27 protein-coding genes are annotated in these 23955 nt (G+C 39.8%); 9 read left to right on the forward strand and 18 right to left on the reverse strand.

The window, feature by feature from the left end:
- Positions 1-7 precede the first annotated feature (7 nt).
- Positions 8-655 (forward strand): hypothetical protein, encoded by a 648-nt coding sequence (locus tag ACO05G_RS05310; RefSeq protein WP_421765022.1) that lies wholly within the window; start codon positions 8-10, stop codon positions 653-655.
- Positions 656-733: 78 nt separating this feature from the next.
- On the opposite strand, the gene ACO05G_RS05315 is transcribed toward ACO05G_RS05310, so the two are convergent.
- The gene (locus ACO05G_RS05315; protein ID WP_421765023.1) at positions 734-1375 is read right to left on the reverse strand and encodes a DNA alkylation repair protein; all 642 of its coding nucleotides are present in this window, start codon (positions 1373-1375) and stop codon (positions 734-736) included.
- Between the two features lie 143 nt (positions 1376-1518).
- On the opposite strand from ACO05G_RS05315, the gene hisB reads away from it, so the two are divergent.
- Entirely contained in the window at positions 1519-2058 is a 540-nt protein-coding gene (gene hisB / locus ACO05G_RS05320; protein WP_421765024.1) for a histidinol-phosphatase, read from the forward strand.
- Positions 2059-2077: 19 nt separating this feature from the next.
- Here the strand turns inward: hisB and ACO05G_RS05325 are convergent, their stop codons facing one another.
- Both ACO05G_RS05325 and ACO05G_RS05330 read right to left on the reverse strand, forming a co-directional pair.
- Positions 2078-2491: a hypothetical protein gene (locus tag ACO05G_RS05325; RefSeq protein WP_348282825.1), complete on the reverse strand. Its 414-nt coding sequence runs from the start codon at positions 2489-2491 to the stop codon at positions 2078-2080.
- 123 nt (positions 2492-2614) lie between these two features.
- A complete protein-coding gene (locus ACO05G_RS05330; RefSeq protein ID WP_421765025.1) occupies positions 2615-4126 on the reverse strand; it encodes a M20/M25/M40 family metallo-hydrolase in 1512 nt (503 codons plus the stop codon).
- Between ACO05G_RS05330 and ACO05G_RS05335 the strand changes: the two genes are divergently transcribed.
- Both ACO05G_RS05335 and ACO05G_RS05340 read left to right on the forward strand, forming a co-directional pair.
- Entirely contained in the window at positions 4119-4484 is a 366-nt protein-coding gene (locus tag ACO05G_RS05335; RefSeq protein WP_421765026.1) for an HIRAN domain-containing protein, read from the forward strand. The genes ACO05G_RS05330 and ACO05G_RS05335 overlap by 8 nt on opposite strands.
- A gap of 33 nt (positions 4485-4517) precedes the next feature.
- Positions 4518-4928 carry a hypothetical protein gene (locus ACO05G_RS05340; protein ID WP_421765027.1) on the forward strand — a complete coding sequence of 137 codons (411 nt, stop codon included), beginning with the start codon at positions 4518-4520 and terminating at the stop codon, positions 4926-4928.
- Here the strand turns inward: ACO05G_RS05340 and ACO05G_RS05345 are convergent.
- A complete protein-coding gene (locus tag ACO05G_RS05345; protein WP_421765028.1) occupies positions 4855-5682 on the reverse strand; it encodes an alpha/beta fold hydrolase in 828 nt (275 codons plus the stop codon). The genes ACO05G_RS05340 and ACO05G_RS05345 overlap by 74 nt on opposite strands.
- A gap of 187 nt (positions 5683-5869) precedes the next feature.
- Between ACO05G_RS05345 and ACO05G_RS05350 the strand changes: the two genes are divergently transcribed.
- The 5 genes from ACO05G_RS05350 to ACO05G_RS05370 are packed head-to-tail and all read left to right on the forward strand — an operon-like array spanning position 5870 to position 10229.
- The gene (locus tag ACO05G_RS05350) at positions 5870-6184 is read left to right on the forward strand and encodes a PadR family transcriptional regulator (RefSeq protein ID WP_348282830.1); all 315 of its coding nucleotides are present in this window, start codon (positions 5870-5872) and stop codon (positions 6182-6184) included.
- Positions 6181-8844: an ABC transporter permease gene (locus tag ACO05G_RS05355; RefSeq protein ID WP_421765029.1), complete on the forward strand. Its 2664-nt coding sequence runs from the start codon at positions 6181-6183 to the stop codon at positions 8842-8844. The genes ACO05G_RS05350 and ACO05G_RS05355 overlap by 4 nt, the downstream gene beginning before the upstream one ends.
- The gene (locus ACO05G_RS05360; protein ID WP_421765030.1) at positions 8837-9391 is read left to right on the forward strand and encodes a toxin-antitoxin system YwqK family antitoxin; all 555 of its coding nucleotides are present in this window, start codon (positions 8837-8839) and stop codon (positions 9389-9391) included. The genes ACO05G_RS05355 and ACO05G_RS05360 overlap by 8 nt, the downstream gene beginning before the upstream one ends.
- Positions 9392-9426: 35 nt before the next feature.
- On the forward strand, positions 9427-9825 hold the full coding sequence (locus tag ACO05G_RS05365; RefSeq protein WP_421765031.1) for an alkyl hydroperoxide reductase: 399 nt from the start codon (positions 9427-9429) through the stop codon (positions 9823-9825).
- Entirely contained in the window at positions 9822-10229 is a 408-nt protein-coding gene (locus ACO05G_RS05370) for a MauE/DoxX family redox-associated membrane protein (protein WP_421765032.1), read from the forward strand. The genes ACO05G_RS05365 and ACO05G_RS05370 overlap by 4 nt, the downstream gene beginning before the upstream one ends.
- A 7-nt stretch (positions 10230-10236) precedes the next feature.
- Here the strand turns inward: ACO05G_RS05370 and ACO05G_RS05375 are convergent, their stop codons facing one another.
- The 14 genes from ACO05G_RS05375 to yiaA form a co-directional block, all read right to left on the reverse strand.
- Entirely contained in the window at positions 10237-11442 is a 1206-nt protein-coding gene (locus ACO05G_RS05375) for a succinylglutamate desuccinylase/aspartoacylase family protein (protein ID WP_421765033.1), read from the reverse strand.
- Complete coding sequence (locus ACO05G_RS05380) at positions 11423-13303, reverse strand: CBS domain-containing protein (protein ID WP_421765034.1); 1881 nt, start codon at positions 13301-13303, stop codon at positions 11423-11425. The genes ACO05G_RS05375 and ACO05G_RS05380 overlap by 20 nt, the downstream gene beginning before the upstream one ends.
- Positions 13304-13616: 313 nt before the next feature.
- Positions 13617-14918: a cryptochrome/photolyase family protein gene (locus ACO05G_RS05385; RefSeq protein WP_421765035.1), complete on the reverse strand. Its 1302-nt coding sequence runs from the start codon at positions 14916-14918 to the stop codon at positions 13617-13619.
- 2 nt (positions 14919-14920) lie between these two features.
- Positions 14921-16375, reverse strand: coding sequence for an SDR family oxidoreductase (locus tag ACO05G_RS05390; RefSeq protein ID WP_421765036.1), 1455 nt, complete (start codon positions 16373-16375; stop codon positions 14921-14923).
- On the reverse strand, positions 16375-17076 hold the full coding sequence (locus tag ACO05G_RS05395) for an SDR family NAD(P)-dependent oxidoreductase (protein ID WP_421765037.1): 702 nt from the start codon (positions 17074-17076) through the stop codon (positions 16375-16377). The genes ACO05G_RS05390 and ACO05G_RS05395 overlap by 1 nt, the downstream gene beginning before the upstream one ends.
- A gap of 41 nt (positions 17077-17117) precedes the next feature.
- Positions 17118-18434, reverse strand: a complete 1317-nt coding sequence (gene chrA / locus ACO05G_RS05400; protein WP_421765038.1) for a chromate efflux transporter — start codon at positions 18432-18434, stop codon at positions 17118-17120.
- Positions 18435-18547: 113 nt separating this feature from the next.
- Positions 18548-19000, reverse strand: coding sequence for a hypothetical protein (locus ACO05G_RS05405; RefSeq protein WP_421765039.1), 453 nt, complete (start codon positions 18998-19000; stop codon positions 18548-18550).
- 139 nt (positions 19001-19139) lie between these two features.
- The gene (locus ACO05G_RS05410) at positions 19140-19541 is read right to left on the reverse strand and encodes a hypothetical protein (protein WP_421765040.1); all 402 of its coding nucleotides are present in this window, start codon (positions 19539-19541) and stop codon (positions 19140-19142) included.
- A gap of 7 nt (positions 19542-19548) precedes the next feature.
- On the reverse strand, positions 19549-20124 hold the full coding sequence (locus ACO05G_RS05415; RefSeq protein WP_421765041.1) for a hypothetical protein: 576 nt from the start codon (positions 20122-20124) through the stop codon (positions 19549-19551).
- A gap of 53 nt (positions 20125-20177) precedes the next feature.
- Positions 20178-21221 carry a zinc-dependent alcohol dehydrogenase family protein gene (locus ACO05G_RS05420; RefSeq protein ID WP_421765042.1) on the reverse strand — a complete coding sequence of 348 codons (1044 nt, stop codon included), beginning with the start codon at positions 21219-21221 and terminating at the stop codon, positions 20178-20180.
- A gap of 15 nt (positions 21222-21236) precedes the next feature.
- Positions 21237-21623: a hypothetical protein gene (locus tag ACO05G_RS05425; RefSeq protein ID WP_421765043.1), complete on the reverse strand. Its 387-nt coding sequence runs from the start codon at positions 21621-21623 to the stop codon at positions 21237-21239.
- Between the two features lie 63 nt (positions 21624-21686).
- Entirely contained in the window at positions 21687-22310 is a 624-nt protein-coding gene (locus ACO05G_RS05430) for a YdeI/OmpD-associated family protein (RefSeq protein ID WP_421765044.1), read from the reverse strand.
- Positions 22307-22954 carry a hypothetical protein gene (locus ACO05G_RS05435; protein ID WP_421765045.1) on the reverse strand — a complete coding sequence of 216 codons (648 nt, stop codon included), beginning with the start codon at positions 22952-22954 and terminating at the stop codon, positions 22307-22309. Before ACO05G_RS05435 ends, ACO05G_RS05430 begins: the two co-directional genes overlap by 4 nt.
- A gap of 402 nt (positions 22955-23356) precedes the next feature.
- The gene (yiaA, locus tag ACO05G_RS05440) at positions 23357-23758 is read right to left on the reverse strand and encodes an inner membrane protein YiaA (protein ID WP_348282851.1); all 402 of its coding nucleotides are present in this window, start codon (positions 23756-23758) and stop codon (positions 23357-23359) included.
- Positions 23759-23955 lie beyond the last annotated feature (197 nt).

A 23955-nucleotide genomic window follows, 5' to 3' on the forward strand; every position in this document is an offset into this window, starting at 1 on the left:
ATCAATTATGAAAAGGAATCTAATACTTCTGTTAGGCGTACTATGTGCAACATTTGCAATGGCTAACGGTCAGTTTGAGAAAGCAATGGGTAAGAATATCCCTGCCATGTTCTCTGCTGACAATCAGGAAACATTACAAGGAGTTATAAATCAGCTAAATAGGATAGGAGATGCTGAAGGAGATCGATGGGAACCTTACTACTATGCAGCTTTTGGTTATGTGAGAATGAGTGGAATGGTAGAGAGTGCTGATGAAAAAGACAAGTACCTTGACTTAGCGCTTGAGACTGTCGCAAAAGGAGAGGCGATCAAACCGAATGATTCGGAACTGGAAACCATGCGAGGTTACATTAACATGATTAAGCTTGCCGTTGATCCTGCGTCGCGGGGTATGATGTATAGTGGAATGGTATTTACCTCTTTTCAGAAAGCGATTAAGCTAAATCCGGATAATCCGCGTGCGCACTACCTCATGGGAAGAATGCAGTATGGAACAGCTCAATTTATGGGTACCGGTACGGAAGAAGCTTGTGGAAGCTTATTCAAAGCGAAAGTCCTATACACTCAGGTAGAACGAGTTGCTAATCCATTTGCACCGACCTGGGGCAAGGAAAGCACGGATGAATCAATTAAAGAGATATGCGAAGGAGAGTAATAGAAGCGGCGAGAGCCGCTTTTTTGTTTTAAATAGAAATTGGGAAATGGAAAGAGATTCCTATTGGTTCAATCGTCGCTACTTATTCAATTTAGCAACCTCTATAGGTATGAATTTGGGTAAATAGCATGGGGTGCAACCTTTGGAGACTATTTCATCCTTGAACAACCCGGTTTTCTCACCAATGGAAATGCATCGGTCCCGATGCTCTTCCTGAAATTTGCCTATTTGCCCGGCGGTATAATTCATGGCCCATTGAACTTCAGGTTGCTCATCAGCCATATTTGTCTCTATCAATGAGAGCAGCTCTTCAGTATTTGTATGGTTTGTGTTCCCCATCCATCTCAATCTCGCCTGATGATACCAATAAACCCTTCGTTGAAGAGCAGAAGGACTTTTCTCCCACGATTCGATCAAAGCCAATGTCTTTTTGTCTTTAGCAAGTTGGTTTGCCATTAGCCAATCCATTAATTGATTTCGCTCTTCGAGTTCATGGCGCTGCATGTCCTTATCCAATTGATCAATGAGCTCTTGAGTAAGGAGTTTTTTATCCATGATTAGAATGGCTAGCTGCCGTGGTAATAATTCACCTGTTGACCATAGCTCCATCGCCAGCTCATGGTCTTTTTTGATGTCCTTGGCCATTTTTCGTAAATCTCCTAGTTTGGTCTCGCTCGTGATTTGAGAATAAATGTTTTTTGATTTTGGAGAAAGTGTCATGTCTTTAATCGTTATTCGATGAGTATAAAAATAGCCAAAAAGCATCTGTTTAATTTCTTTTCATTGAGGTTAGTCGCTCATTTTTTCATTTCATTTCTCCCTCTTTGTAACGCATATCCCAATCAAATGCTACTTTCGCAGCTATGCGACCTATCTTATTCATTGACCGTGATGGAACCATCATTCAGGAGACTGATGATGAAAAAATTGAGACTATAGAAAAATTAGATTTTCTGCCTGAAGCCTTATACTACCTCAAGAAGTTAAAGGATGAGACCGATTTCCTGTTTGTAATGGTGACTAATCAGGATGGATTAGGAACGGATGTGTTTCCGGATCATGAATTTTGGCCGGTGCATAACTTTATCATGCGGCTATTAGAAACGGAGGGAATCCATTTCGATGCAGTACATATAGACGAACATTTTGAAAATGACAATCATCCCAATCGTAAGCCGGGTACAGGTATGCTTACTTCATACATGAAAGGAGATTATGATTTGGAAAATTCCTACGTTATCGGAGATCGTTCGACAGATGTTCAACTTGCCAATAACCTTGGATGCAAGGCGATATACCTAACCTCTGCTTATTCAGCGGCAGATACTGATGCCGACTTGAAGCCTAAAAGCTGGAAACAGATATATGAGTTTATTATAGCCTCGAATAATAAAGCGGACTAACAAGTATTAAGCTTCCTTCTTAAATCCTTCCCCAGGGAATACCTAATAGCATAAGCACCAACGACATTCCGAAGAAGATGGATTGAAATCTGAATTTAACCTGTGCATCCTGCGTCTTTTTACTGATCGATCTACCTACCTGTGCTGCTACTACAGCAAAGAGCATCAATGCCAGGTGCTCCACTGACCAAAATCTCTGTACCGGATCACTCATATTGTAAGTAATGAATGGGCTATAAAAAAAATATAGTACCAGGCCGGTTAGTAATTGTAAATGCATCATTCCCACAAAAGAGACAGCCAGAATCTTGTCAAACTTGGTGTACGCTGTACCGCCAAAAAGGCCAATGAGTGATTTAATTACAGCGACTACAACTGCAACAAGAATGAGCCATCGAAGGCCTGAGTGAAAATGAAGTAGGAAGGTGTACATAGTTGAATTTTTGTCAAATATAATGGGAGTTGATTACCTGATTCCTATGCCTTTGGAATAACCTTAAGACATGTCACATTCTATACATTGGAAGTAGTCCATTTGTTTGAGCGTAGACAATTTTTATTTATCCATTGTCATTAACGCACTCATTAATTTCACTCCATACCAAAGGTTACCAATTCGTAAATTCTCATCAGCAGCATGCTGATTGTTATCATGATTGGCAATGGGAAGAATAATGGCCGGCTTCTTCAATTCGTCGGTGAAAAGATAAAGCGGGAGTGAGCCACCAAGTGTTGGTAATAGTAGGAGATCCTCACCAGCTACATCTTTCGATCGCTTAATAACATCCTGTATGATAGGCAGGTCCATGGAAGTCCGTGCTGCAGGGTATCCACTGGACCGTGTTACTTTAGCAATCTTGGGATACTTCATCCTAGTCTCGTGATCAGGATCCTCCCTCACAATATAAAAACCTTGTGATCGGATGTGGGCCTCAACCAGGTCTTTCTGCTTTTCGGGATCACAACCCTTTACCAGTCTCATTCCAATAGCTGCTGTTGCTGTAGCTGGAACTACATTTCGGGCCAGTTTACCGGTATTGCCACTACTCAACCCTCTGATGGTAAGAGAGGGACGAAGCAGTCGTTCATTGTAAGATTCTGTTCCTTCCGGGTTGTTAATGCCCAATTCAGCTTTTAGCTGCTCATCGATCAGGGGAATATTTGATAGTGCTTCTTTTTCTAAATCACTCAAAGGCTCTATATCATCATAAAAACCATCAATTATCACATTTCCATCTTTATCCTTCATGCTGGCGATTAGATCAGCAAGCAATTGCCCGGGCACTGGAGCCCAATTTCCGTAGTGCCCGCTGTGAAGGGGACGATTTGGGCCATACGTAGTGATTTCCATACCAGTGACTCCACGTACTCCGAAAACCAATTGAGGCCTCCTAGATTGATGAACCGGGCCATCGCAAAACAACCAAAGATCGATTTCGTCCACAAGTGCCCGATTGTCATTTAGGTATTGCTGGAGCTGCCTGGATCCGGCTTCCTCTTGTCCTTCGAAGAAAAACACAAGATTAGAAGTTACCTTGAGTTTATTGGACTGGATCATATCCAAAGCGGTCAATATGGTAATAATGGGTGCTTTGTCATCTCCTGCAGAACGAGCATAGATGCGATGCTCTTCATCTATTTGATCAAAAGAAGAAGGAAAATCCAATTGCTCACCTCCGTCAAACAGCGCTTTAGAGTAGTAGGTTGGCTGCCATGGATCTGTGGTCCATTTCGTCTTATCTACTGGTTGCCCATCATAGTGCACATAAAAAGCAATGGTGCGCTTAGCTCCTTTTACAGGATAGTATCCATAAACAATGGGAGGGGTTCCTACCATCCGTAGCAGTTTTGATTCTACTCCCCGTTTCTCCAATTCAGCTTTTATGTACGCTGCATTTTTGTTGATGTTAGGCAGGTCGAAAGCTACATTCGGGATGGAGAGAAGGATTCTGAAATCCTGAAGGATTTGTACTCCATTCTTTTCAATGTGCGCTTCAGACAGTTTATTAATGTCCTGAGCATGAAGAGTGAAAGTAAGTAGGAGGGTAATTGCTGAAATAATGCGCATAGGTTTAAATTTGAATGTGGCTAAAATCATCAAAATTCCTTCGGTCTTTGTTTATGACACCAAAGTAGTTGGTGTGTCTAAAGATAATGCAGATGGATCTTCTCGTCAGGAGATCATCAGACAAGAGGTCGAGGAAGATGATAAGCTGAAATTATTAGCAGAGCCGGACAATCCCTATGATAAGAATGCCGTAAAGGTGCTATCTAAAAACGATAATCAAATCGGTTACCTCAACAAAGAGATGGCAGAGACCATTCTACCAGCCATAAAAAACGAAACTGAAATTCATGTGACTGCTAAGTGGGTAAATGGAGAGAAATTGTTGGGGGTAGGACTGAGGATAGAGTTGGTGAGTTAATAAACACCTTGAGGTAATTGGAGTTATTTAGACATGCTTGCTAAACTAATTATAGACTTTGGCCTGGTCATTCTTATTTGGATGACGCAGCTCGTTGTTTATCCCTCTTTCACCTATTTCGCTGAAAATGATCTATTCAGATGGCACAGTAAATACACAACAGCTGTTTCTATTATTGTGATGCCTCTCATGCTGGGACAGTTAGGAATACATGGTTATTCACTCTACAATGAATTTTCCTGGTTGAAATCAATAGCACTGCTATTGATTGTACTCACATGGATTAACACATTCTTCTTTGCGGTACCCTTGCATAATAATATTGGTGAAGGAAAAGAGGTACTTACTGCTGCTAAGTCTCTGGTGAATGTCAATTGGTACCGAACAGTACTTTGGACTGGGATTTTCCTACTATCTCTTTACGAGTATCTAAAAACTCCATGATTTCTTTATTTACTAATTCAGGCTCTTCAATATTACAAATATGACCTGCTTTCGGAATTGTCATTAGGTTCGTATTGGATCTGCCATTAGCAAACTTTTGTGCACTGGGGAGAAAAACGTAATCATCACTCCCCATCAGAATGAGTATTTGCTGCTTTATTTTCTGTTTACTGAAATTCCGTAGCAAGGTGAAAAATTCACTATATAAACCCAGCCATTTCAGGAATTCCGACTGAGTAAGTTTTCTGGCTTGCATTTGGTACACGCGTCGGGCCAATTGGTTTCTTTCTCTAGGCATCAGAATAAAAGAAAAAAGTCGATACATTGTATGATAGGGAAGGAAAAGATTAAAGAATCTTCCAAGATGGACGAATGATTTTATGAGCCAGTTGGCGTTAAAGATGCCACCAATGATTACCATTTTGTCGACGATGGAGGGCGTTCTTTCATACAATGCTTGAATCAATACACTCCCAAATGAAAGGGTGACGAAGTGTGCTTTTTCAATGCCTTCCTTATCGAGAACCTCGAATACATCCTCAGTTATGATGTCAAAGTTGTATGAGCCGTAGGCAGGCTTGATATTTTTTGAGCTACCGTGATCTCTTAAATCTATGGCTAATAGATTATAGTCGTCACCTAAAGCAGATAATTGATACTTCCATGTTTGGATGCTCCCACCTGCGCCGTGAAGAAATACAATCCATTTTTTTGATTTCTTAGCGCGTAATATTTTGTAGTTAAGTGTTTTCAATATAGAATAAACCACCTGATGGCAGAACTGTTAGAATGGCCCTGAATGCAGACTAAACGAAAGGTATTAATTCTACAAATGTTGAAATAATTGTAACCTTTTTGTTAAGAATTAAGTTGTAATTCTACAAGTGTTGAAATAATCAAACACTTTTTCTTTACTTTTATGTTCTACAAATATTGAATAAATGCAACAACTCGGATATTTAGAAGAAACAGTCTTGCTCTTGATCATGATGATGGAGGAGGAAGCATATGGGTTTTCAGTTAGTGAGGCTTATAAAAATCACACGGGTAAATCCATCTCAATTAGCGCAATCCATACAGTTCTTTCTCGGCTGGAGAAAAAAGGTTTGATAAAATCGGAGATGGGAGGTGCTACTGAAGAGCGAGGAGGTAGACGAAAGCGAATTTTTTTACCAACAACAGAGGGTAAGGAAGTTATCATGGATATTAAAAAATCCAGGCAGTCACTTTGGTCACAAATTCCTGATCTGGCATGAATAAGCATTCAAGCCCGCCTAAATGGGCCACTCAATTTCTGAGGTGGTTCTGTTCTGAAGAACTACTGGAGGAGATCCAGGGGGATTTGGAAGAAGCTTTCTACCATAGAAAAGCGAACCATGGTAAGTGGAAAGCGAATCTGTGGTACATCAGTGATGTATTCAAATTCTTCAAACCTTATTCTTTCGAAAATTACTCTCGCACAAAACAGTTTATGCCTATGTTAAAAAATTACGTGAAGGTTTCGATCAGAAACATATTGAAAAGGAAAGGTTTTACTGCTATCAATATGCTGGGCTTAAGTATTGGTATTACAGCTGTCATGTTAGTTGGACTTTATATCCATCATGAATTGACATATGACAAGCAATTTCCTGCATCTGAAAATATCTATCGTCTGGTAAATAATTACCGAGATCAGACGTATACGTGTATGTATTTTTCTGATTACTACGATTCAGATTTTGAAACTCAGCTGACGCTTATTGATAAGTTGAAATCATATGATGGTGTAGTTGATGCATGTCATTTTGTACCAAATACAAGTGCTATAGGTCCATCTAATAAATGGTATGTCTATGTTGATGATCGGGAATTTGTAAGGGAAGATTTTCTGTTCACGAACACAGGAATCGAGTTTCAAAAACTATTTCCCCAACAATTTTTAATTGGAAGTCCTGAAAATGCATTCTCCAAGTTTAATACAGTGGTGCTTACAGAATCAACAGCCGAGACTTTTTTTGGTAAGGAGTGGAGGTACTTTGACCTTTTGTCAAAAGATATCAGGCTAAGTGATGAAACATTTAGCATAGGTGGTGTAGTAGCTGATTTACCAGGAAATACTCATTTTGATTTTGGTGTAATTGTGCATCAAAGGAGAATTCCAAGTTGGGGTGGATACACCTATTTTAAAACCGAGCCAAATACCTCTGGGGAGACAATTGCATATCAGGTTAATCAGGATATTGAATCAATTTATCCTGGATATACTGAGAACGTATTAAGTAAAGGAGTTGGGTTAGTGGCACTGACAGATGTCCATTTTACTGACGGGATGCTTTATGAAATAAAGCCGATCGCGAATAGCCAATACCTTCTCATATTTGGAGTTGTTGGATTGGTTATTCTTCTGATTATATGGACAAACTACTCTAATCTGTCCATTGCTACTTATGCAGGTAGGCAAAAAGAACTTGGTGTAAGAAAGGTGATGGGCGCAAGAGCGAGCGATGTGGCGTATCAGGTTATGGTGGAGGCAATTCTTTTAACGCTACTTTGTTTTCCAATTGTGTTGGGATTGGTCTATGTATTCCTTCCGGGCCTCAATGGGCTTTTGGAGGTGTCCATACAAGACACCATCATATTTAATCCGATTCTAATATTCATTTTCCTGGGTGTTCTAGTAATTACAGGTTTGATAAGTGGGCTTTATCCAGCAATTGCTTTTGGTCAAAAGTCGATGCTTCGTTTGTTTGATGGAAAGTTAGGAAGTGGTAAAGCTGGGCAGGTATTTCAATTTAGAAGGATACTTCTCACTACACAATTTTTTATGTTGATTGGTTTGATGAGCTTGGCTGCCATTATCATGCAGCAGATGCATTATATCAGTGAAAAATCGCTGGGATTTGAAAAGGATGGGGTCGTTTTTTTTGAAGTACGGGGACCAGAAAAGTACGATCAAATTAAGAGTCTGGTAGAAACTTTTCCCGAGGTGGTAGCTGTTGGGAACGGAATTATTCCAGGAGCTGAAATGTACAATCAACTGACCTATCAGATGAAAAATACAGATGAAGTTTTATCGGATGGTACACATCTATATACCTCGATTGGTAGCATGGAAGTGCTTGGTATTCAATCTGAAGCTTTTAATCTTTTGGAGAAAGGAAAGGATAGCGTTTTCCTTATTAACGAGACAGCTGCAAAAAAACTGGCTGCCATAAAAGGTGTTTCCCCCAATGAATTGATCGGAGAGACTCTTGTGATGGAGCCAGAATGGGAAAACGAAGATTGGGGTTATGGCATACATTATACAATAGCGGCAATTATTGATGACTTTGATTATTTCAATCTAAAGTATGAGTCTCAACCATTGCTGCTGGAAGTTCATACAGATCCGGACTGGGTGTACAACATGCTTTTAAGGGTGAACACGGATAATTGGATTGAAACCGTTAACAAAATTGAGGAAGCCTATCTTCAGGTTGAAAATGAAAGACCCTTTGATTTAGCCTTTTTAGATAATTACATAGATCAGCAATATAAAAAAGAGCGGAATGCAGGTAAGCTAGCTTCCGGATTGACCATTGTTTGTATCATATTATCTGTAATGGGATTAGTGGGTATTGTTGGATTTATTACACTTTCACGACAGAAAGAAATTAGCGTTCGGAAAGTATTTGGTGCTTCAGTTCCGCAAATACTCGCATTTGTAAGTAAAGAATATTTAGTAATGATGGCAGTAGCTACTATTGTTGCAATTCCGGCGGCTATTTACCTGGCGAATCAGTGGCTTGAAAGCTTTGCTTATCGAATTGAACCAAGCTTTTGGGTGGTCATCTTTTCTGGATTACTCACGTTAGTCATCGTTATCATTGTGGTAATCGCCCAATCTTACAAGAGTGCAAATCTGAACCCTTCAGATACATTGAGATATGAATAAGACACTGTTACTAATATCAATCTTAATACAGGTAAATGCGGTCGCTCAGTTTCCAATGAATGTAGATACCACTCAGTATAGTCGTTCGATGAGCGATGTTAATGGTAGTTATGTGGATGGAGTTTATCGATATATAGAAAATGGTGACACCTCCTTTTTCAATGGTTCATTATATGCGAAATACGATAATGGCAACTTCCAATCCTGGCAGGAATACGAAAAGGGAGTAGGAGAAGGTCATTGGATCAATTTCTATGAAAATGGAAACCTAAAAGAGTGGGGGACTTATAATCAAAATAAGGTAGAGGGACCAATTAGGATGTATTTTGAAAATGGTCTGTTAAAAGCTGAGGGTACGTATAGGGAGTGGAGAGTAAGGGTTGGAAAATGGACCTATTACGATGAGTCTGGTAAACGCATTAAAATAGCGGATTATGGAGTGAAAGGAGATTTTCGTGACGTTGTTGAGTATTACAAAAGAGGAGATATTTCTAAAACTTGGTATGAGTCAATTCTAGAGGCAAATGCTAAATATCAGGAGAATTAGCGCCAACAATATAGGCTTAAATAAGTTTGAAAGACATGAAATCAAACTGGATGCCTCTCGCACTCAAGACTGCTGCCATTTACAACCTGATATGGGGCGCATGGGTGGTTCTGTTTCCCAATCATTTTTTCGAATTAGTAAATATGGAACCACCCACTCATACCATGATCTGGCAGGGGATGGGAATGGTCATAGGTGTTTACGGACTGGGTTATTGGTGGGCAGCTCAGGATCCAGCAACACATTGGCCGATCGTGGCAGTAGGTTTGTTGGGAAAAATTTTCGGGCCATTGGGTTTTGTGATGAATTACTTATCTGGAAAGGTTCCTTTCGGGTTTTTCTATACGCTTATCACCAATGATTTCATTTGGTGGATTCCATTCTTTCTTATTTTAAGAAAGGCAAACGAACAGCAGAAAATAAGATGGATATGAAAAAGCTTAGTACATACATTCAAGGTTTTTTCTACCTTATTGCAGGGTTAAATCATTTCATAAATCCAGATTTTTATCTGCCGTTGATTCCCGAATATTTCATGTTCCCGGAATCAATCAATTACTTAGCTGGATTTTTTGAGGTCGTTTTTGGTGTAATGCTGTTTTTTGATCTAACCAGAAAAACGGCAGCATACCTAATCGTTACCATGCTGGTAGCCTTTATCATATCCCATGTCTACTTTATCCAGCTTGGTAGCTGCATAGAGGGTGGGCTTTGTGTACCACAATGGATTGGATGGTTAAGATTGTTAATTATTCACCCCATACTAATATGGTGGGCATTGAGTGTGAGAAACAGCTATTTCTTCACTAGAATTACAAACTCCAGCTTTAATATCTAGTTCTCCGCTATAAGTTCAACCAAGAAGTGTCCTGGTAGTCCTCAGTTCGCGCCTTTGCTTCACGGTTGATCATCTTTAGCTCGTATTTATCTCGATAAATCTGCCTGTATCCAAAAAGGTGAAGAACGTCTTTGGCTAGAAATCTCGCCACCCGCTTATTCACTAATAGGGTCGATTTCTCCGGATCCACCCATTTGATACCAGGCAACCATGCAAGTATCCGGTCCGCTCGTAGCTTCCTGAGCTTTTCGGAAAGTCTCAAAAACGATCTTCTGATTCTCCTTATTGCAAAAAAACCGTCTACCCCTTGATCCTGATAAAGGGGCATAAAAATCCTACCATTTGTTTTGGCCCTTACTTCTTTGCCATTGCTGATAGCTACCAACTGATTTTTGTGTACACGTTGGAAGTTGAAAAATCCAGGTTCCATAGCGAATTTTTCACCATTCTTAATCAGGTATCGAAAGTATATTTCGTATACATATTTGATATCTCCAGTAGTTTTAGCCAAGAGGTCAAAATAATGCTGAAATGCTATATCATCTTTGCTAAGTACTCCTGTGAAGACCATAGATAGGTAACAAAATGCTTCCGCATTTTCTATGGATGAAAGATCGTCATGTTGGCCTGCTTCAAATCCAAAAGCAACATATCCAAGCTCATTGATGTAGCTCAATATCGGGCCATTGAGGTATTCTTCGATCCCTAAAATCATAGGAAGTGGGTATTGGCTGGTGTAAGCACGATTTAATAAGCTGTCATTGACAGTGAGGAAAGGTAGTGTTTCGCTTGATGTTGTATGAATATCAAAAAAGTAAAAAGGGCCTGTGTTGCTTTTCAATATCTTTTGTATTTCAGCATATATCTCGATTTGCTCGGCTATTTCCTCATGAGCAACGTCCTTTGTGGATTCAGGTAAATGACTAATTCGATCTTTTGTCCACACCCTATTTAAGTCCTCTTTGTGATACCGAATTCCTTTTTTTAATGCCCTCAAATTGCCCGCAAGGCAAATGATATTTCCATTTAAGTTTATTTTTTCACTTGTTAGATGCTCAGCTACTCGCTGTAGTGCAAATACTCCTGCTGGCTCATTACCATGTATACCTCCTACGAAGATTAGGGTGGGGCCGGCTTGTTCGCCTTTTATATTTGCAATGATTCTATTCACAGTGATATCCTGATTTAAAGCTTTACTGTGAACGTTGATCATTGTCGAATTTTATTAGGTCTTTAATGGTTACAATTCCAACAAGGTGCTGATTATGTACGATCGGAAGGCATCCGATTTCATTTTGTTTCATCAGGTCGATAGCTTCCTTGATCAACATTTCGGGGTAGCCCAGAAATATATCTTTGGCCATGATGTCATTTACGCTTAGATCGGCTGGAGTATCTATTTTTTCCTTGTATCGTTCCATGTGCGTCCAGGTGAGTAACCCAGATACTTCACCAGATTTGTTTTCAACAGGTACGTGGTGAATGTTCTTCCATTCCATGATCTGGGTGGCCATTTCTGCTAAATCATCCTCATAAACAGTGAATAATCGAGTAGACATAACATGCCCGATTTGCGTTGCGTGTTCATGCGTATCCGGATAGTCCGGGCATTCCTCCCAATCGTGTACAGGGATGTCCTTTACTTGATTTTCGTACATTGTTTTGGTTAGAGCCAACAATGCATCATCTTGCTTCATGTTTGCTTTAAGCTTTCTGTAGCTTTTTATACTCCATTGTGCACCTGTCTGTCCCACTGCACGTTCTTCTATTATTCCTAATAGCTTATTAATGGTTTTACTCTCAATATTTGCTTTGCCAAGTCCTTCATAAGCAATGGGCAGGAGTTCACGTGTAACCAAATCTCTAACAGATACCTGTCTTTCTCTCCAGCGTAACACAGACTCCTTTCCTGTACGCGCGGCTTTTATAAAGTTGGATTTGATGTCACGAAAATCCATGCTGGTGGTAAGGTCACTATATGCATCAGAACGGCCTAGCATCAGCCCTACCCAGAATGCGAAATTTGCCATTTGATCGATGATCGTAGGACCTGCTGGAATGTATCGATTTTCAATACGAAGATGTGCTTTCCCATTACCTACTCCGTAGCAAGGTCTATTCCATCTGTAGATGGTCCCGTTGTGAAGATTTAATGCTTTTAACTTCGGAGTAATTCCTTTTTTCAGATCTTCCAGTGAATCGGACTCCTGTGGCCTGGCCAATAATACTTTATGTTGGGCGATATCATTTTTGAATACATCTGCCGCAGTACCTGTTTCCCAAAATTCACCAAAACTTACTCGTGAATTTTGATCTTTTAAAGCATAGGTAGAAGTTCGTGTATCAATGCTCTGTTGGAACAAGGCAATCCTTGTTTCGCTCCACAATTCTCTTCCAAGTAGGAGGGGTGAATTTGCGCATACACCCAGGACAGGTCCGGCAATGGCTTGGGACCAATTATAGCTTTTTACAAAATCTTCCGGGTCTACTTGAAGGTGCATTTGAAAGCTTGTATTACAGGCTTCCATTAACACAGAATCGTGTTTAACAGATAGCTCATCTACTCCTTTAATATGAAGGTGAAAATCAGTTCCACGAATTCCTTTAACCATTTCATTAAGGGCCCAATATCTTGGGAGTGGGGTCATGTAATCAAATGCCATTTCTGTTTTACTTATGGTAGGAAGAATACCTGTAAGCAAGACATATGTTTCCTCTTTTTCGGCAACCTTTTTAGCCTTTGATAGCAGGTCTCTAAGTTGATCCTCAACCTGTGTAAAACAGTCACCTTTTAAGTCCACCGGATCTAGATTTATTTCCATATTAAAGCGGGCCAATTCAGTGGTGAAATGATCATCTTTCAGATTGGCCAGAAGTAGCTCTGAATTTTTATTTGGTCTCCAATTTTGTGAAATAAGGCAAAACTCTTGCTCGGCTCCAATCCGATGAATTCCGGACTCGATCATCCCTCTCTCCAACATGATCTCCATGCACTTAATGTCATTTAGCAGGTGCCTTATAAATTGTGTTCTTACCTCCACCTCGTTGGCGGACTTGGCCATTTGATAACCCATGACTTTTCTTTTTCATAAAGATTGGCCTATCTCCTGGTGGAGAACATGACATCTCTCAGGACCATGAATGACTTCAGTCAATTCAAGGTAATCTATGGGTGATTGAGGAGTTGGCGGAAAAGTGGGTCAAGTAGCAGATTCTAGAATCTAAAGTATATGAAATTTCGTTGTTTTATATCGAATTGACTTGCTCTGAAATTTTAGCTTTAAGGACTAATATAGCTTGAAGTGATACCCGTAATAAGTTAAGTTAACTAATTGAATATTAATTATTTAAAATAAAATACTAAAAAATTTAGTATTTTATCAATATTCAGTTCAAAGCAGCCTTGTATACTTCGAGGCACCTTTCTCTTGCAGCCTTATGTTCTACGATTGGATCGGCATAGTATTTGGTACCAATTTCTGGTACCCACTTATTGATGTATTTGTGATCCTTATCAAATTTATCCGTCTGTGAATACGGGTTGAATATTCTAAAATATGGCTGTGCGTCTACTCCGGTACCGGCCGCCCACTGCCATCCGCCGTTATTACTTGCGAGCTCATAATCCAATAATTTTTCTGCGAAATATGCTTCTCCCCAACGCCAGTCTATCAACAGATGTTTAGTTAAAAAACTGGCTACAATCATACGTACTCTATTGTGCATAAAACCCGTTTTGTTAAGTTCTCTCATGCCTGCATCCACAATAGGATATCCTGTTTTTCCTGCCTTCCATTTCTCGAATTCTTCCTCATTGTTTCTCCACTCGATCGCATCATATTTACTGTTGAAATTTTGATCGACTACCTTTGGAAAATGCCAGAGAATTGCTTGATAAAAATCTCGCCAGATCAGTTCATTGAGATATTTTTCATTTAGCTCTTTTGCTTGTCTCACTAGTTGTCTGATACTGATAGTTCCAAACCTGAGATGAAGACTCATTCTACTTGTTCCACGGATGGCAGGAATGTCTCTGGTTTCATCATATTTATCTACAATGCTTTCATTCAATTTTCGATCGGGAAATTCAATTCCGGCGGGCTCAAAACCAATCTTTTCAAGACTCGGTATTTCTTTAGCTTTTGTCTGATGCCACTTAGTTTCTTCTTCGGATTTGAATGAACTTAAGTGACCCCCGGTAAGATTTTTTTTCCAGAGTTTACTGTACGGTGTATACACTACATAAGGGTCTCCATTATCCTTAACCACTTCATCTTTCTCGAAGATTACATGATCCTTTTTGGCCTTGAATTCTATTCCTTTTTCCTTCAGTAATTCATAGACTTGCTCATCGCGCTCTCTGGCGTAAGGTTCATAATCTTTGTTTGCCCAGACTGCTTTCACATCATAATCCTCTAATAAGTTTTTCCATACTTCCAGGGGCTTACCAATCCTCACATCCATCGAGCTATCATGCGTTATGATTTCACCTTGTAGACGAAGGATTTCCTGATGAATGAACTCTACACGTGCGTCTTTTTTATCTTTAAGATCATCCAGGATGTCGGTATCAAAAATGAATATCGGTTGAACGAGGTGCTCTCCCTGATGCGAATGATATAAACTTCTGTTGTCTTCTAATCTTAAATCTCTTCTAAACCAGAATATGGTTACTTGTGGTTTACTCATTGCTATTTTGCTTGATAAGAAATGATGTTCTTTGCCATGTTTTTGAAAATGAACCCATGGAAAGGGAATACCAAATACCAATAAAGTCTTCCCCAAAGACCCAATGGTCGGAAAGTAGCTGTTTGCATGAGGCAATACTTAGTACCATTCGGCTTAATCCTAAATTCGAGCCAAGCATCTCCAGGAAGCTTCATCTCTGCAAACAACAATAGGCGACACTCTTCTTTGTTTGCATAAAGGACTCTCCAAAAATCTAATGCATCACCTCCTTTAAGATCATTTGGACTTCTTCTACCTCTTCTAAGCCCGACACCACCTACTAACTTATCCAGGAAACCCCTGATTTTCCACAGAAAGTTGCCATAGTACCAACCTCTATCTCCACCAATGGCCCAAACGTTTTCAATGACTTCTTTTGGGTCTCGATCAAAAGTATAATTTTTGTGATCCTTGAAACAGCCATGCTTGGGTGCTTCAAATTGTTGAAGAAATGTGGAGCTAAAGTTTGGATCAGAGAAGGAGTCTTTCCAGCTTGAGACCACTTGCTTTTGGTCTATTCTCAAAAAGGTACGTTCTAGCGACTCCTTGTAACTTATTTTTTCAATAGAGACTACATCCTCTATGCTATCATCTCGAACGATCACTTCATTTTTCATACTATCTACCAGGTTTCTGGCTAATCGATAAGAGGTTGAGGTAACCAGGTACAACCAGAGCGAAGAAAGCTTGATCGTTAGAACGGGTACGGTTAAAATATAGCGCTTCAACCCTCTGACCTCTGCAAATTGAAGCAACATTTGTTTGTAAGTGAGAATATCTTTTCCGCCAATGTCAAAGGTTTTATCATAGGCTTTTTTATTTCCAAGGACGCCAGATAAATATTGCATCACATTGTAGATACCAATGGGCTGACATCTACTATTCAACCACTTTGGTGCAATCATAACCGGCAGCTTTTCCACCAAATCCCTTATTATTTCGAACGATGCACCACCAGATCCGATGATAATCGCGGATCTTAAAACGGTGAGTTTAGCGTTTGAATTCTTTAGAATCTCTTCAACATTCTGACGCGAGGAAAGATGATCAGAAAGCTCTTCATCATTCGCAATTCCACCTAAATAAACGACCTGAACAGCTTTTGTTTCGTTTATATACTTCACAAAATGTTCAGCAGTAGATGCTTCCAGTTTACTAAATTCTTTACTGTCAGATGTGAGCGAGTGGATCAGGTAATAGGCTGCATCGATATCTTTTGGTAGTTTTTCTAGACTTTCTAAGTCAAGAAAGTCACACTCAATAACTTCAACTGAATTGAGAAATTCATCATCAAAATCATCAAAATCAAACCGACGTTTATCTCGAACCGGGCATACTACTTGATGACCCGCTTCTACTATGTCGGGGAGTAAACGCCGGCCAATGTAGCCCGTAGAACCTGTTAAGAGTATTTTCATTAAAGTGGTCTCACTGCAGACATACCTCCATCCAATCCGATGATTTGTCCGGTCATCCAACTGGAATCGTCTGATAGCAGAAAGGTAGCTAATCTTGCGACTTCAGCTGCTGTCCCTACTCGGTTAAGTGCGTGTCGTTCACCTGAACTTTTCTTCTTTTCCTCCGATGAGAGTATTCGACTAGCTAGAGGAGTATCCGTTACAGACGGGGCGATGCAGTTGACCCGAACTTTAGGTGATAGCTCAGCAGCGAGTGAACGTGTAATTCCTTCGAGCGCCCCTTTGCTTGCTGCAACAGAGGCATGAAAAGGCATGCCTTGGGAAACAGCAACCGTACTGAAGAAAACAATGGACGAACCTTCTGTTTTCTTTAATGTCTTAACCACGGATTGTAGTGTTTTAACAGCTCCTTTTACGTTAATGTCAAAGTCAGCCTGAAAATCATCAGGTTTTAAGCCATGAAAAGGCTTGAGGTTGATGGTTCCTGGGCAGTACGCAAATCCATCTATTGACTCCATTTCTATATTTGGACCTTCATCTGATGTCACATCATATTCTACATGATTGACATTTGAAAGTGAATCCAATTCGCCTTTGCTTCGAGAAAGAACGGTTACGTTATGACCGTTCTCTGATAATTGTTTTGTTAGTTCGTATCCAATGCCGGAACTGCCTCCGACGACTATGTAATTCTTTGCCATGTAACCTTAACAAAGCACATGCATGAAGGTTTGATGTGTTGCTAAATTCCCGTCTGTATTAAATACCTAATTAGCCCGAAAAGTGCACTAACTACGATCCAGGTAATCATGTTGATTTTAAATCTGTAGAGGGCTAAAAACGAGATGATGATCCAGACTGTGACTATGTAATCCAGGCCGGTAACGCTAAGGTCTTCAGGAAAAACCACCACTTTACCCAGATAAATGGTGAGGTTAAGAATGACCCCCACAACTGCTGCTGTTACGATGCTCAAGGCTTGTTTTATGGTTTCATTATCTCGTGTTTTTTCGATGATGGGAGCTCCAGCAAAAATGAAGAGAACGCAAGGAATGAATGTGTAAATGGTTGTGGTGATGAGCCCAAGTGATCCCATCAGAAGCGAACCATTAAAGGAGTTGTACCCAGCCATAAATCCGACAAATACCAACACCATCACCAATGGACCTGGTGTTGTTTCTCCAAGTGCAAGTCCATCGATCATTTGAAGTTCAGAGAGCCACTGAAGTTTTTCAACACTTACTTGAGCGACATATGGTAGTACCGCATAGGCGCCTCCAAAGGTGACAAATGCCGCCTTAGTAAAAAAGAGCGTTAATTCTTTCCAGAAAGGAAAATCAGAGGAAAGAATATAGAATAAGGTGAAGGGGATTATCCAGATGATAGCAGCAATTAATACTTGTTTGACCAATCTTGTGCCCTTGAACCCTGCTCCCTCCATGTGATGATTCTCATTGATGTAGTAAGTCTCTTCATCTTTAGCTAGCTGAGCTTTAGCACTAGCTGTTTGATGAAACAGTGACGGAATCATTTTTCGAGCTAGAAAAGCGATTACCAAAGAAACAAGAATGATAACCGGGAAGCTGACTTTGAAGAAGAAGATGCTAATAAACGCTGCAGATGCTATAATAAAGTGAAAAATAGTGTGTAGCGACTTTTTACCAATTTTGATAAGTGCAAGGATCACAATGGCGATAACAGCTGGCTTCAGGCCATTAAATAGGGCATAAACCCAGGGAATATTGCCAAAGGAGGCATAAAGTGAAGTCAATCCCAAAAGAATGAACATAGACGGAAGAATAAAGAAACTTCCTGCAACAAGTCCGCCCCTGGTGCCATGAAGCAACCATCCGGTATAGGTGGCAAGTTGCTGCGCTTCGGGTCCCGGAAGGATCATGGTGTAATTGAGTGCATGTAAAAACCGACTATCAGAAATCCATTTTTTTTTGTCCACCAAAAACTCGTGCATGATAGCGATTTGGCCAGCCGGTCCACCAAAACTTATGAATCCAAGTTTTAGCCAAAACCAAAAAGCTTCTTTAAATGAAGGCTTGTTCATATGGTATTCTTTAGGAACACAAATATGATAACCCTGATGTTATGTAAGTGTTAAGCTTTTGAGTGAATCAAATTGAGAGCAGGCGTTAATGTGACTTGGCCAACTATCTAACTCTAGTTCTCAATTCGGGCGTAGGATTCATAGGTTGTTTCCTCTTCACCCATGATGATTTGGGTGTAGGTAGAGTCGGTCACATCAATCGCAATTCTAAAGAAATTGCCTTCATTGCTGATGGCTTGTCTAAAGGCCCATGAACCGGAAAGCATGGTTTCGTACAAGGTGTCTCCTTCAATATAGTAGGTACCATACCCAAACCATTCGGTATACTCTTCTGGTGATTCAAATCCCCACATCACACTCCCATCAACGTACATTTTATATTGGACTCGCTCATCCGTAGACGTATCTCCTTCATTGTTAATAGTCATGTAGTCTGTCATTCTCCAGGCTCCAGTGAGTTTATCACGAAGTTGCTCTTCCACTCCCGTGAGTTGTTCAGCCGGAGATTTGGGTTGACAATTAGTCATGATAACAGCTAATACAAATAGTGAGACTGAATATTTCATTTTTGTAGGAGTTAGGTTTATGATAATTTAATTAAAATATTGCATATTTTCATTTTTACAGTTTAAAATTCTGCTTATATAAAAACTAGCCTAACAAAAATTCAGCTTTTTAACGTACATTAAATTACAATGAATGACCCTAGGTTATCTGGGTACTACCTGATTGCATAACGCTGAACTCAATTCTTACCAGGGTCAGTATCACGATAATTTCAATGATAAAGTATGATATACCCAGACAGGAAAGACTATCGAAGTAAATCATTGTCAGGATCAAGGTGAGCAAACAATATGCGAGGTTGGTAATTGCTATGATCCGTAGAAATGAGGTCCATTTTTTTGGTTTTAACGCATGTACCGTAAATGAATAGAGCGCAAATACTAAAGCCAATATTGCAAGGATTATAAGTATGCGAGTAGGCATTCCAATGTATGACTGAAAGCTCACAAGTACATGACCTAAGAGAATTGCTGAAGCTAATGCCCCAATTCCGTCTAATAGGAAAATATTTCTTGAAGTGAGTTTCTCGTACAATCTCATAACTGTATTAAAATACCTCTAATTGATGAAAGTCATTTTCCGGAAATGTTATTGACGTAAATCCTTCACTTGTTTGAATCGCGCGAATTTCGATTTGAAGCTTCCATTCACCTTTTCCAAAACGCTCTTTGCTGATTTGAATTTCTCGTGCTTTGGCATTCTTAAAATTAGGTTGAGGTTCTTCACCACTATTGTCTGTCCCATTCGGCCAAACTTCATTGGCATACCACCCGCTATGGTTCCACCATAAATCGCTCTGAGGATTATCCGGACGTGGTGAACCTTCTGTTAAGTACCACTCACCCAGCTGTGCGGATACGTGGAGATTGATCGTGTCTGATAACTTCGGACTGAGCAATTTTAAATCAGCTGTTCCATAGCTGCCATCCGGATAATCAAAGGCGATCCATACATAGTGTTTGTCCTGGTAGAAGTAAAGGTTGGTCTCACTCATCAATTCAATAGGCGGTACATTGAGGCTTCTGAAGTCCTCAATACTACCATCTACAAGTGGGGGAGCAGGGTTTTCATGTTGTTGGCAAGAAACGAGTAAAGCAATTAGAAAGATTAATGTGTAGCGCATAGGTTATAAGATTGGTTAACAACGATACGCTACTCGATTTTGAAAGTTGTGTATTACTCAAATGAATCAATGACCAAAACACCCTGATGGGTGAAGTTATTCATGTTTGGAAGCGTTGTACAGGCCTCTTCCAGAGAGATCGTTCTTTGAATTAGTTTTTCCGGAGAAAGTCTACCTTCTATTATCATTTCAAGCATTCTTGGATATTTGAACGCCTGCATCCCATGGCTTCCTATGATCTCAAGTTCGTTGGCAAGTACCTGATCCATTGGGACATTCGGATGCTGATGGTCTCCTGTCATTAGACCTACTTGAATGTGTTTACCTCTTTTTCGTAAGTTGGCGATGGAATTAAAACAGGTTACCTGGCTACCTAATGCATCGACGGAAACATGGACACCTCCACCACTGATTGATTTTATTTCTTGTACCACATCAGCCGAGTTAGTAGGATTTATTGCATGCAAAGCTCCTAATTCCTTTGTCAACTTTAGCGTCTTATCATCAATGTCAATTGCAATGACTTTCGCTCCTAGTGCATGCCCGATCATAATGGCTGAGAGACCAACCCCTCCACATCCATGGATGGCAACCCACTGATCTTTCTGAACTTGTCCCTGGTCTACCACAGCTCTGAAAGAAGTAATGAAGCGACAACCCAAAAGAGCAGCTGTAATAGTGCTGATTTCATCTGGAAGTTTAACCAAATTCGTATCTGCGAAATCAAGCGCTACATACTCTGCAAATGATCCCCAATGGGTAAAACCAGGTTGAGACTGATTATCGCAAACCTGATGATTATTGGATTTGCACTGGGGACAAGTGCCACAGCCAGAAACAAATGGGACCGTCACTCGATCCCCTACGGTAAACTGTTTGACATCTTTCCCAACTTCTTCAATTATCCCAGCCAGCTCATGTCCTGGGATATGGGGTAATTGGATATCCGGATCATGCCCCATCCATCCATGCCAATCGCTTCGACACAGACCTGTCGCCAATACTTTTACTACTACCCCATGATCCATGGGTTTTGGATCTGCTACAGTTTGTATGCTAAGAGGGCCTTGAAATTGATCATAAATAATAGCTTTCATATTATTTTAATAATCCTACTCATACATCTTGATCCATTCTACAGAGTCGTCAGCCTTAAATTTAATGACCATCGACTTTTGGTTTAGTGTCCAGGATCCAATTCCTGTTCGGTCAATCAAGTAGTAGCAATGATTGTTTTCTTCTTTATCGGGCTTGCCCAGCATGCTTAAAACTTCTTGCTTAGATAGCGTTCGTACAGATTCGCCATACAGTACCTCACGATACATTTTGGCTCTGTGAGGGTAGGTATCCTCAATTTTCTCTTTCCACATTTTTGAACTAAACGGAATCTCCTTAAGGTCCTCCTTCAATTCATTTGTGGTTGATTTTTCCTCTTTACTATTCTCACATGAAAAAAAGAGTATAAGAAGAATTAATATGGTTTTGGTTCCCGTGTTCATTTAGTTTTGGTCGCTTGTTATGTTGACCTTGAATGGAGGGCAAAAGTTACAAAAGCCAGACGGCTATCTTTCATTCCACCCTTTGCCTTCAAAAATCCTGGGTCTTGCTTTTTCAATTCGAGCAGATCGGGTGCTGGATTGTTTCGCAGATGAGAAGTGGAGGTTCCAACTTCGTTTTCTACCTGGGGTCAACGCTTCAAATGCTTTTTTGAATGTTGGATCTTCCTTCCATTTTCGAATTAATTCTTCTGGGAAAACCAATTCATTTTTTTCTTTAAAGTCTATCTGAACACCAGCTTTTTCCAGATCTATGGCTTGTTGAATGTATTGTTTAATTGAATCGTGATTTGCTTTTACCTCCTCGGTTTTATTGAAACGCAGCTGCCGTGCAACTTGTGAGTGTTCGCCCGGGGCTACCAATATCTTTAAAGGATCTCTCATCAATGATCCCTTAAAGAAAGCAAGACAACAATAGTCCTTGAATGCAGTTAGAATCAGGACATTTTTGCCATTGAGCGTATAACAAGGTTGGCTCCATTTAAATTCTTCTTTGAGCTCTGTTTCTAACAGCATACTTCGCAAGTGCTCCATCGGTTCTGCATAACTATGAACTTTGCATTGTGGAGTTTGATAGAGCTCACATCTGCCACACCCTTTCACGAAATATGCGTCGACTTTAGGGTTCATACTGATTTATCTGCTAAGAATTCATTGACGTAACTAAGAATAATCTGATATCGATCTAAATTTTCTTTGAGGATCATGAGCATCTCTTCAGAGGAATTTGCGGCACTTAACTTTTCGCCAAAATCTTTGACATACTCTCCTTTAAATTCATCGAGCAGCCAATATAAATTGACATAACGAGCGATTCTTTCCTGATTTGTAAAATTCAGGTAGCCAGTATATTTAAGAGCTTCCCAATTAGATCTTTGTAGACGATAGGAGAGTATTACATCAAATCGAATTTCAACTTTGGCAGTAATTTTTCCATTGTTGTTGGATAAACGATTCAACTTAAATTTTTGCTTGAGCTCCGAGTCAAGATTATCAATTTCATTCTGTTCATACAAAATAACCCTTTCTTTAACCTTATGATCGTTGATAAACTCAAGTATGTCAATATACATCTGATTGGCTGATGTAACTCGTTGCAACATTTCTTGATTTCTTAAAATCTCTTTATCTACTGATCGTAATGAGATTTCTACCCGTTCTTTGAGCTCACTTTTCTCACGCCAATCATCTAACTGCAAAGCCACTATTATACTTATAATCGTTCCGAAAAAAGCAATGGTATGATTTATAAGGTCTTTTTTGTTTATTTTCATTTGTCAGCATTATGAACTCATATTTTTCAATTCAAAATTGATTTGCCCGCATTTAGAAAGTGCGCTACAGACACACATGAATTCTCTATAATGAATTTACCGATTTACTAATTAATTTCAATGGAAGTGCATGTCATTTGATTAATGAATTGATTTAATAACTGTACCACTCAAATTGCGGTGTTTGTTGGTGCCAATCACGTTAGGGAATTCATCTGACCCCCTCAGCTGATCATCAATAGGAGCTTTAAAGAGCAATGAACTTTTAAATACCTTTCTATCCGCCGGCTTACAAACCTAAAAGGGAGATAAGACTGCCCAATTAAATACTTGATATTATGAACAGAAAACAACTTGGGCACAGGCTAACACCTATGCCCAAGTTCCTACAATGCTAGTAGCTTATTCTTTTGGATTAGCAGCTACTTGATTATCTCGTATATTTTTCTGCACAGCAATCGCACCGTAAATGGCTAGAAGGAAAGCAAAGGCGTAAAATCCCTTTTCACTTGGCAATAACTCTGCGTTCCACAGACCAATAATTAAGAGAAGAATAGATAAGAGTGTAGAGAACCAACTGATTCCATAGTAAATATCTGTAACCGGTATTCCTTCCAGTCGATCACGAACAGCTTTTTGCAAGGAAATAACGGAGTATAGCCCGTACATTAAAATGGTGAAGTAATATCCTTTTTCATTGAGTTGCATCTCAGCTCTAAAGAGCCCGGTAAGATATCCAACAATTCCTGTGCCCATTGCAATCCATGATGCTGCAACAAAGGCGTTTGATGTTTTCTGATTCATAATAACTTAATCTTTAATTATAAAATCGATTTAAAACTCAAATACTAACTTTCATTAAACCGGGGTTTTGCAAAAGTTCCGTCCCTGAACGGAGAGGTTTGAAAAAAGGTTTTGAAAAGTATTCTGAGGCGGCTAAAGAGCTGAAAATAGTTTTTTGCAGAGTTCAGAGTTGGTAAATTCTAACCCCTTTTATATAG

This window comes from Ekhidna sp. (assembly GCF_965227465.1).
Lineage (GTDB): Bacteria > Bacteroidota > Bacteroidia > Cytophagales > Cyclobacteriaceae > Ekhidna.

Coding starts and splice junctions, on each gene's coding strand:
- ACO05G_RS05310 (WP_421765022.1), top strand. CDS start 8: ATGAAAAGGAATCTAATACTTCTGTTAGGCGTACTATGTGCAACATTT.
- ACO05G_RS05315 (WP_421765023.1), bottom strand. CDS start 1,375: ATGACACTTTCTCCAAAATCAAAAAACATTTATTCTCAAATCACGAGC.
- hisB (WP_421765024.1), top strand. CDS start 1,519: ATGCGACCTATCTTATTCATTGACCGTGATGGAACCATCATTCAGGAG.
- ACO05G_RS05325 (WP_348282825.1), bottom strand. CDS start 2,491: ATGTACACCTTCCTACTTCATTTTCACTCAGGCCTTCGATGGCTCATT.
- ACO05G_RS05335 (WP_421765026.1), top strand. CDS start 4,119: ATGCGCATAGGTTTAAATTTGAATGTGGCTAAAATCATCAAAATTCCT.
- ACO05G_RS05330 (WP_421765025.1), bottom strand. CDS start 4,126: ATGCGCATTATTTCAGCAATTACCCTCCTACTTACTTTCACTCTTCAT.
- ACO05G_RS05340 (WP_421765027.1), top strand. CDS start 4,518: ATGCTTGCTAAACTAATTATAGACTTTGGCCTGGTCATTCTTATTTGG.
- ACO05G_RS05350 (WP_348282830.1), top strand. CDS start 5,870: ATGCAACAACTCGGATATTTAGAAGAAACAGTCTTGCTCTTGATCATG.
- ACO05G_RS05355 (WP_421765029.1), top strand. CDS start 6,181: ATGAATAAGCATTCAAGCCCGCCTAAATGGGCCACTCAATTTCTGAGG.
- ACO05G_RS05360 (WP_421765030.1), top strand. CDS start 8,837: ATGAATAAGACACTGTTACTAATATCAATCTTAATACAGGTAAATGCG.
- ACO05G_RS05365 (WP_421765031.1), top strand. CDS start 9,427: ATGAAATCAAACTGGATGCCTCTCGCACTCAAGACTGCTGCCATTTAC.
- ACO05G_RS05370 (WP_421765032.1), top strand. CDS start 9,822: ATGAAAAAGCTTAGTACATACATTCAAGGTTTTTTCTACCTTATTGCA.
- ACO05G_RS05375 (WP_421765033.1), bottom strand. CDS start 11,442: ATGATCAACGTTCACAGTAAAGCTTTAAATCAGGATATCACTGTGAAT.
- ACO05G_RS05380 (WP_421765034.1), bottom strand. CDS start 13,303: ATGGGTTATCAAATGGCCAAGTCCGCCAACGAGGTGGAGGTAAGAACA.
- ACO05G_RS05385 (WP_421765035.1), bottom strand. CDS start 14,918: ATGAGTAAACCACAAGTAACCATATTCTGGTTTAGAAGAGATTTAAGA.
- ACO05G_RS05390 (WP_421765036.1), bottom strand. CDS start 16,375: ATGAAAATACTCTTAACAGGTTCTACGGGCTACATTGGCCGGCGTTTA.
- ACO05G_RS05395 (WP_421765037.1), bottom strand. CDS start 17,076: ATGGCAAAGAATTACATAGTCGTCGGAGGCAGTTCCGGCATTGGATAC.
- chrA (WP_421765038.1), bottom strand. CDS start 18,434: ATGAACAAGCCTTCATTTAAAGAAGCTTTTTGGTTTTGGCTAAAACTT.
- ACO05G_RS05405 (WP_421765039.1), bottom strand. CDS start 19,000: ATGAAATATTCAGTCTCACTATTTGTATTAGCTGTTATCATGACTAAT.
- ACO05G_RS05410 (WP_421765040.1), bottom strand. CDS start 19,541: ATGAGATTGTACGAGAAACTCACTTCAAGAAATATTTTCCTATTAGAC.
- ACO05G_RS05415 (WP_421765041.1), bottom strand. CDS start 20,124: ATGCGCTACACATTAATCTTTCTAATTGCTTTACTCGTTTCTTGCCAA.
- ACO05G_RS05420 (WP_421765042.1), bottom strand. CDS start 21,221: ATGAAAGCTATTATTTATGATCAATTTCAAGGCCCTCTTAGCATACAA.
- ACO05G_RS05425 (WP_421765043.1), bottom strand. CDS start 21,623: ATGAACACGGGAACCAAAACCATATTAATTCTTCTTATACTCTTTTTT.
- ACO05G_RS05430 (WP_421765044.1), bottom strand. CDS start 22,310: ATGAACCCTAAAGTCGACGCATATTTCGTGAAAGGGTGTGGCAGATGT.
- ACO05G_RS05435 (WP_421765045.1), bottom strand. CDS start 22,954: ATGAAAATAAACAAAAAAGACCTTATAAATCATACCATTGCTTTTTTC.
- yiaA (WP_348282851.1), bottom strand. CDS start 23,758: ATGAATCAGAAAACATCAAACGCCTTTGTTGCAGCATCATGGATTGCA.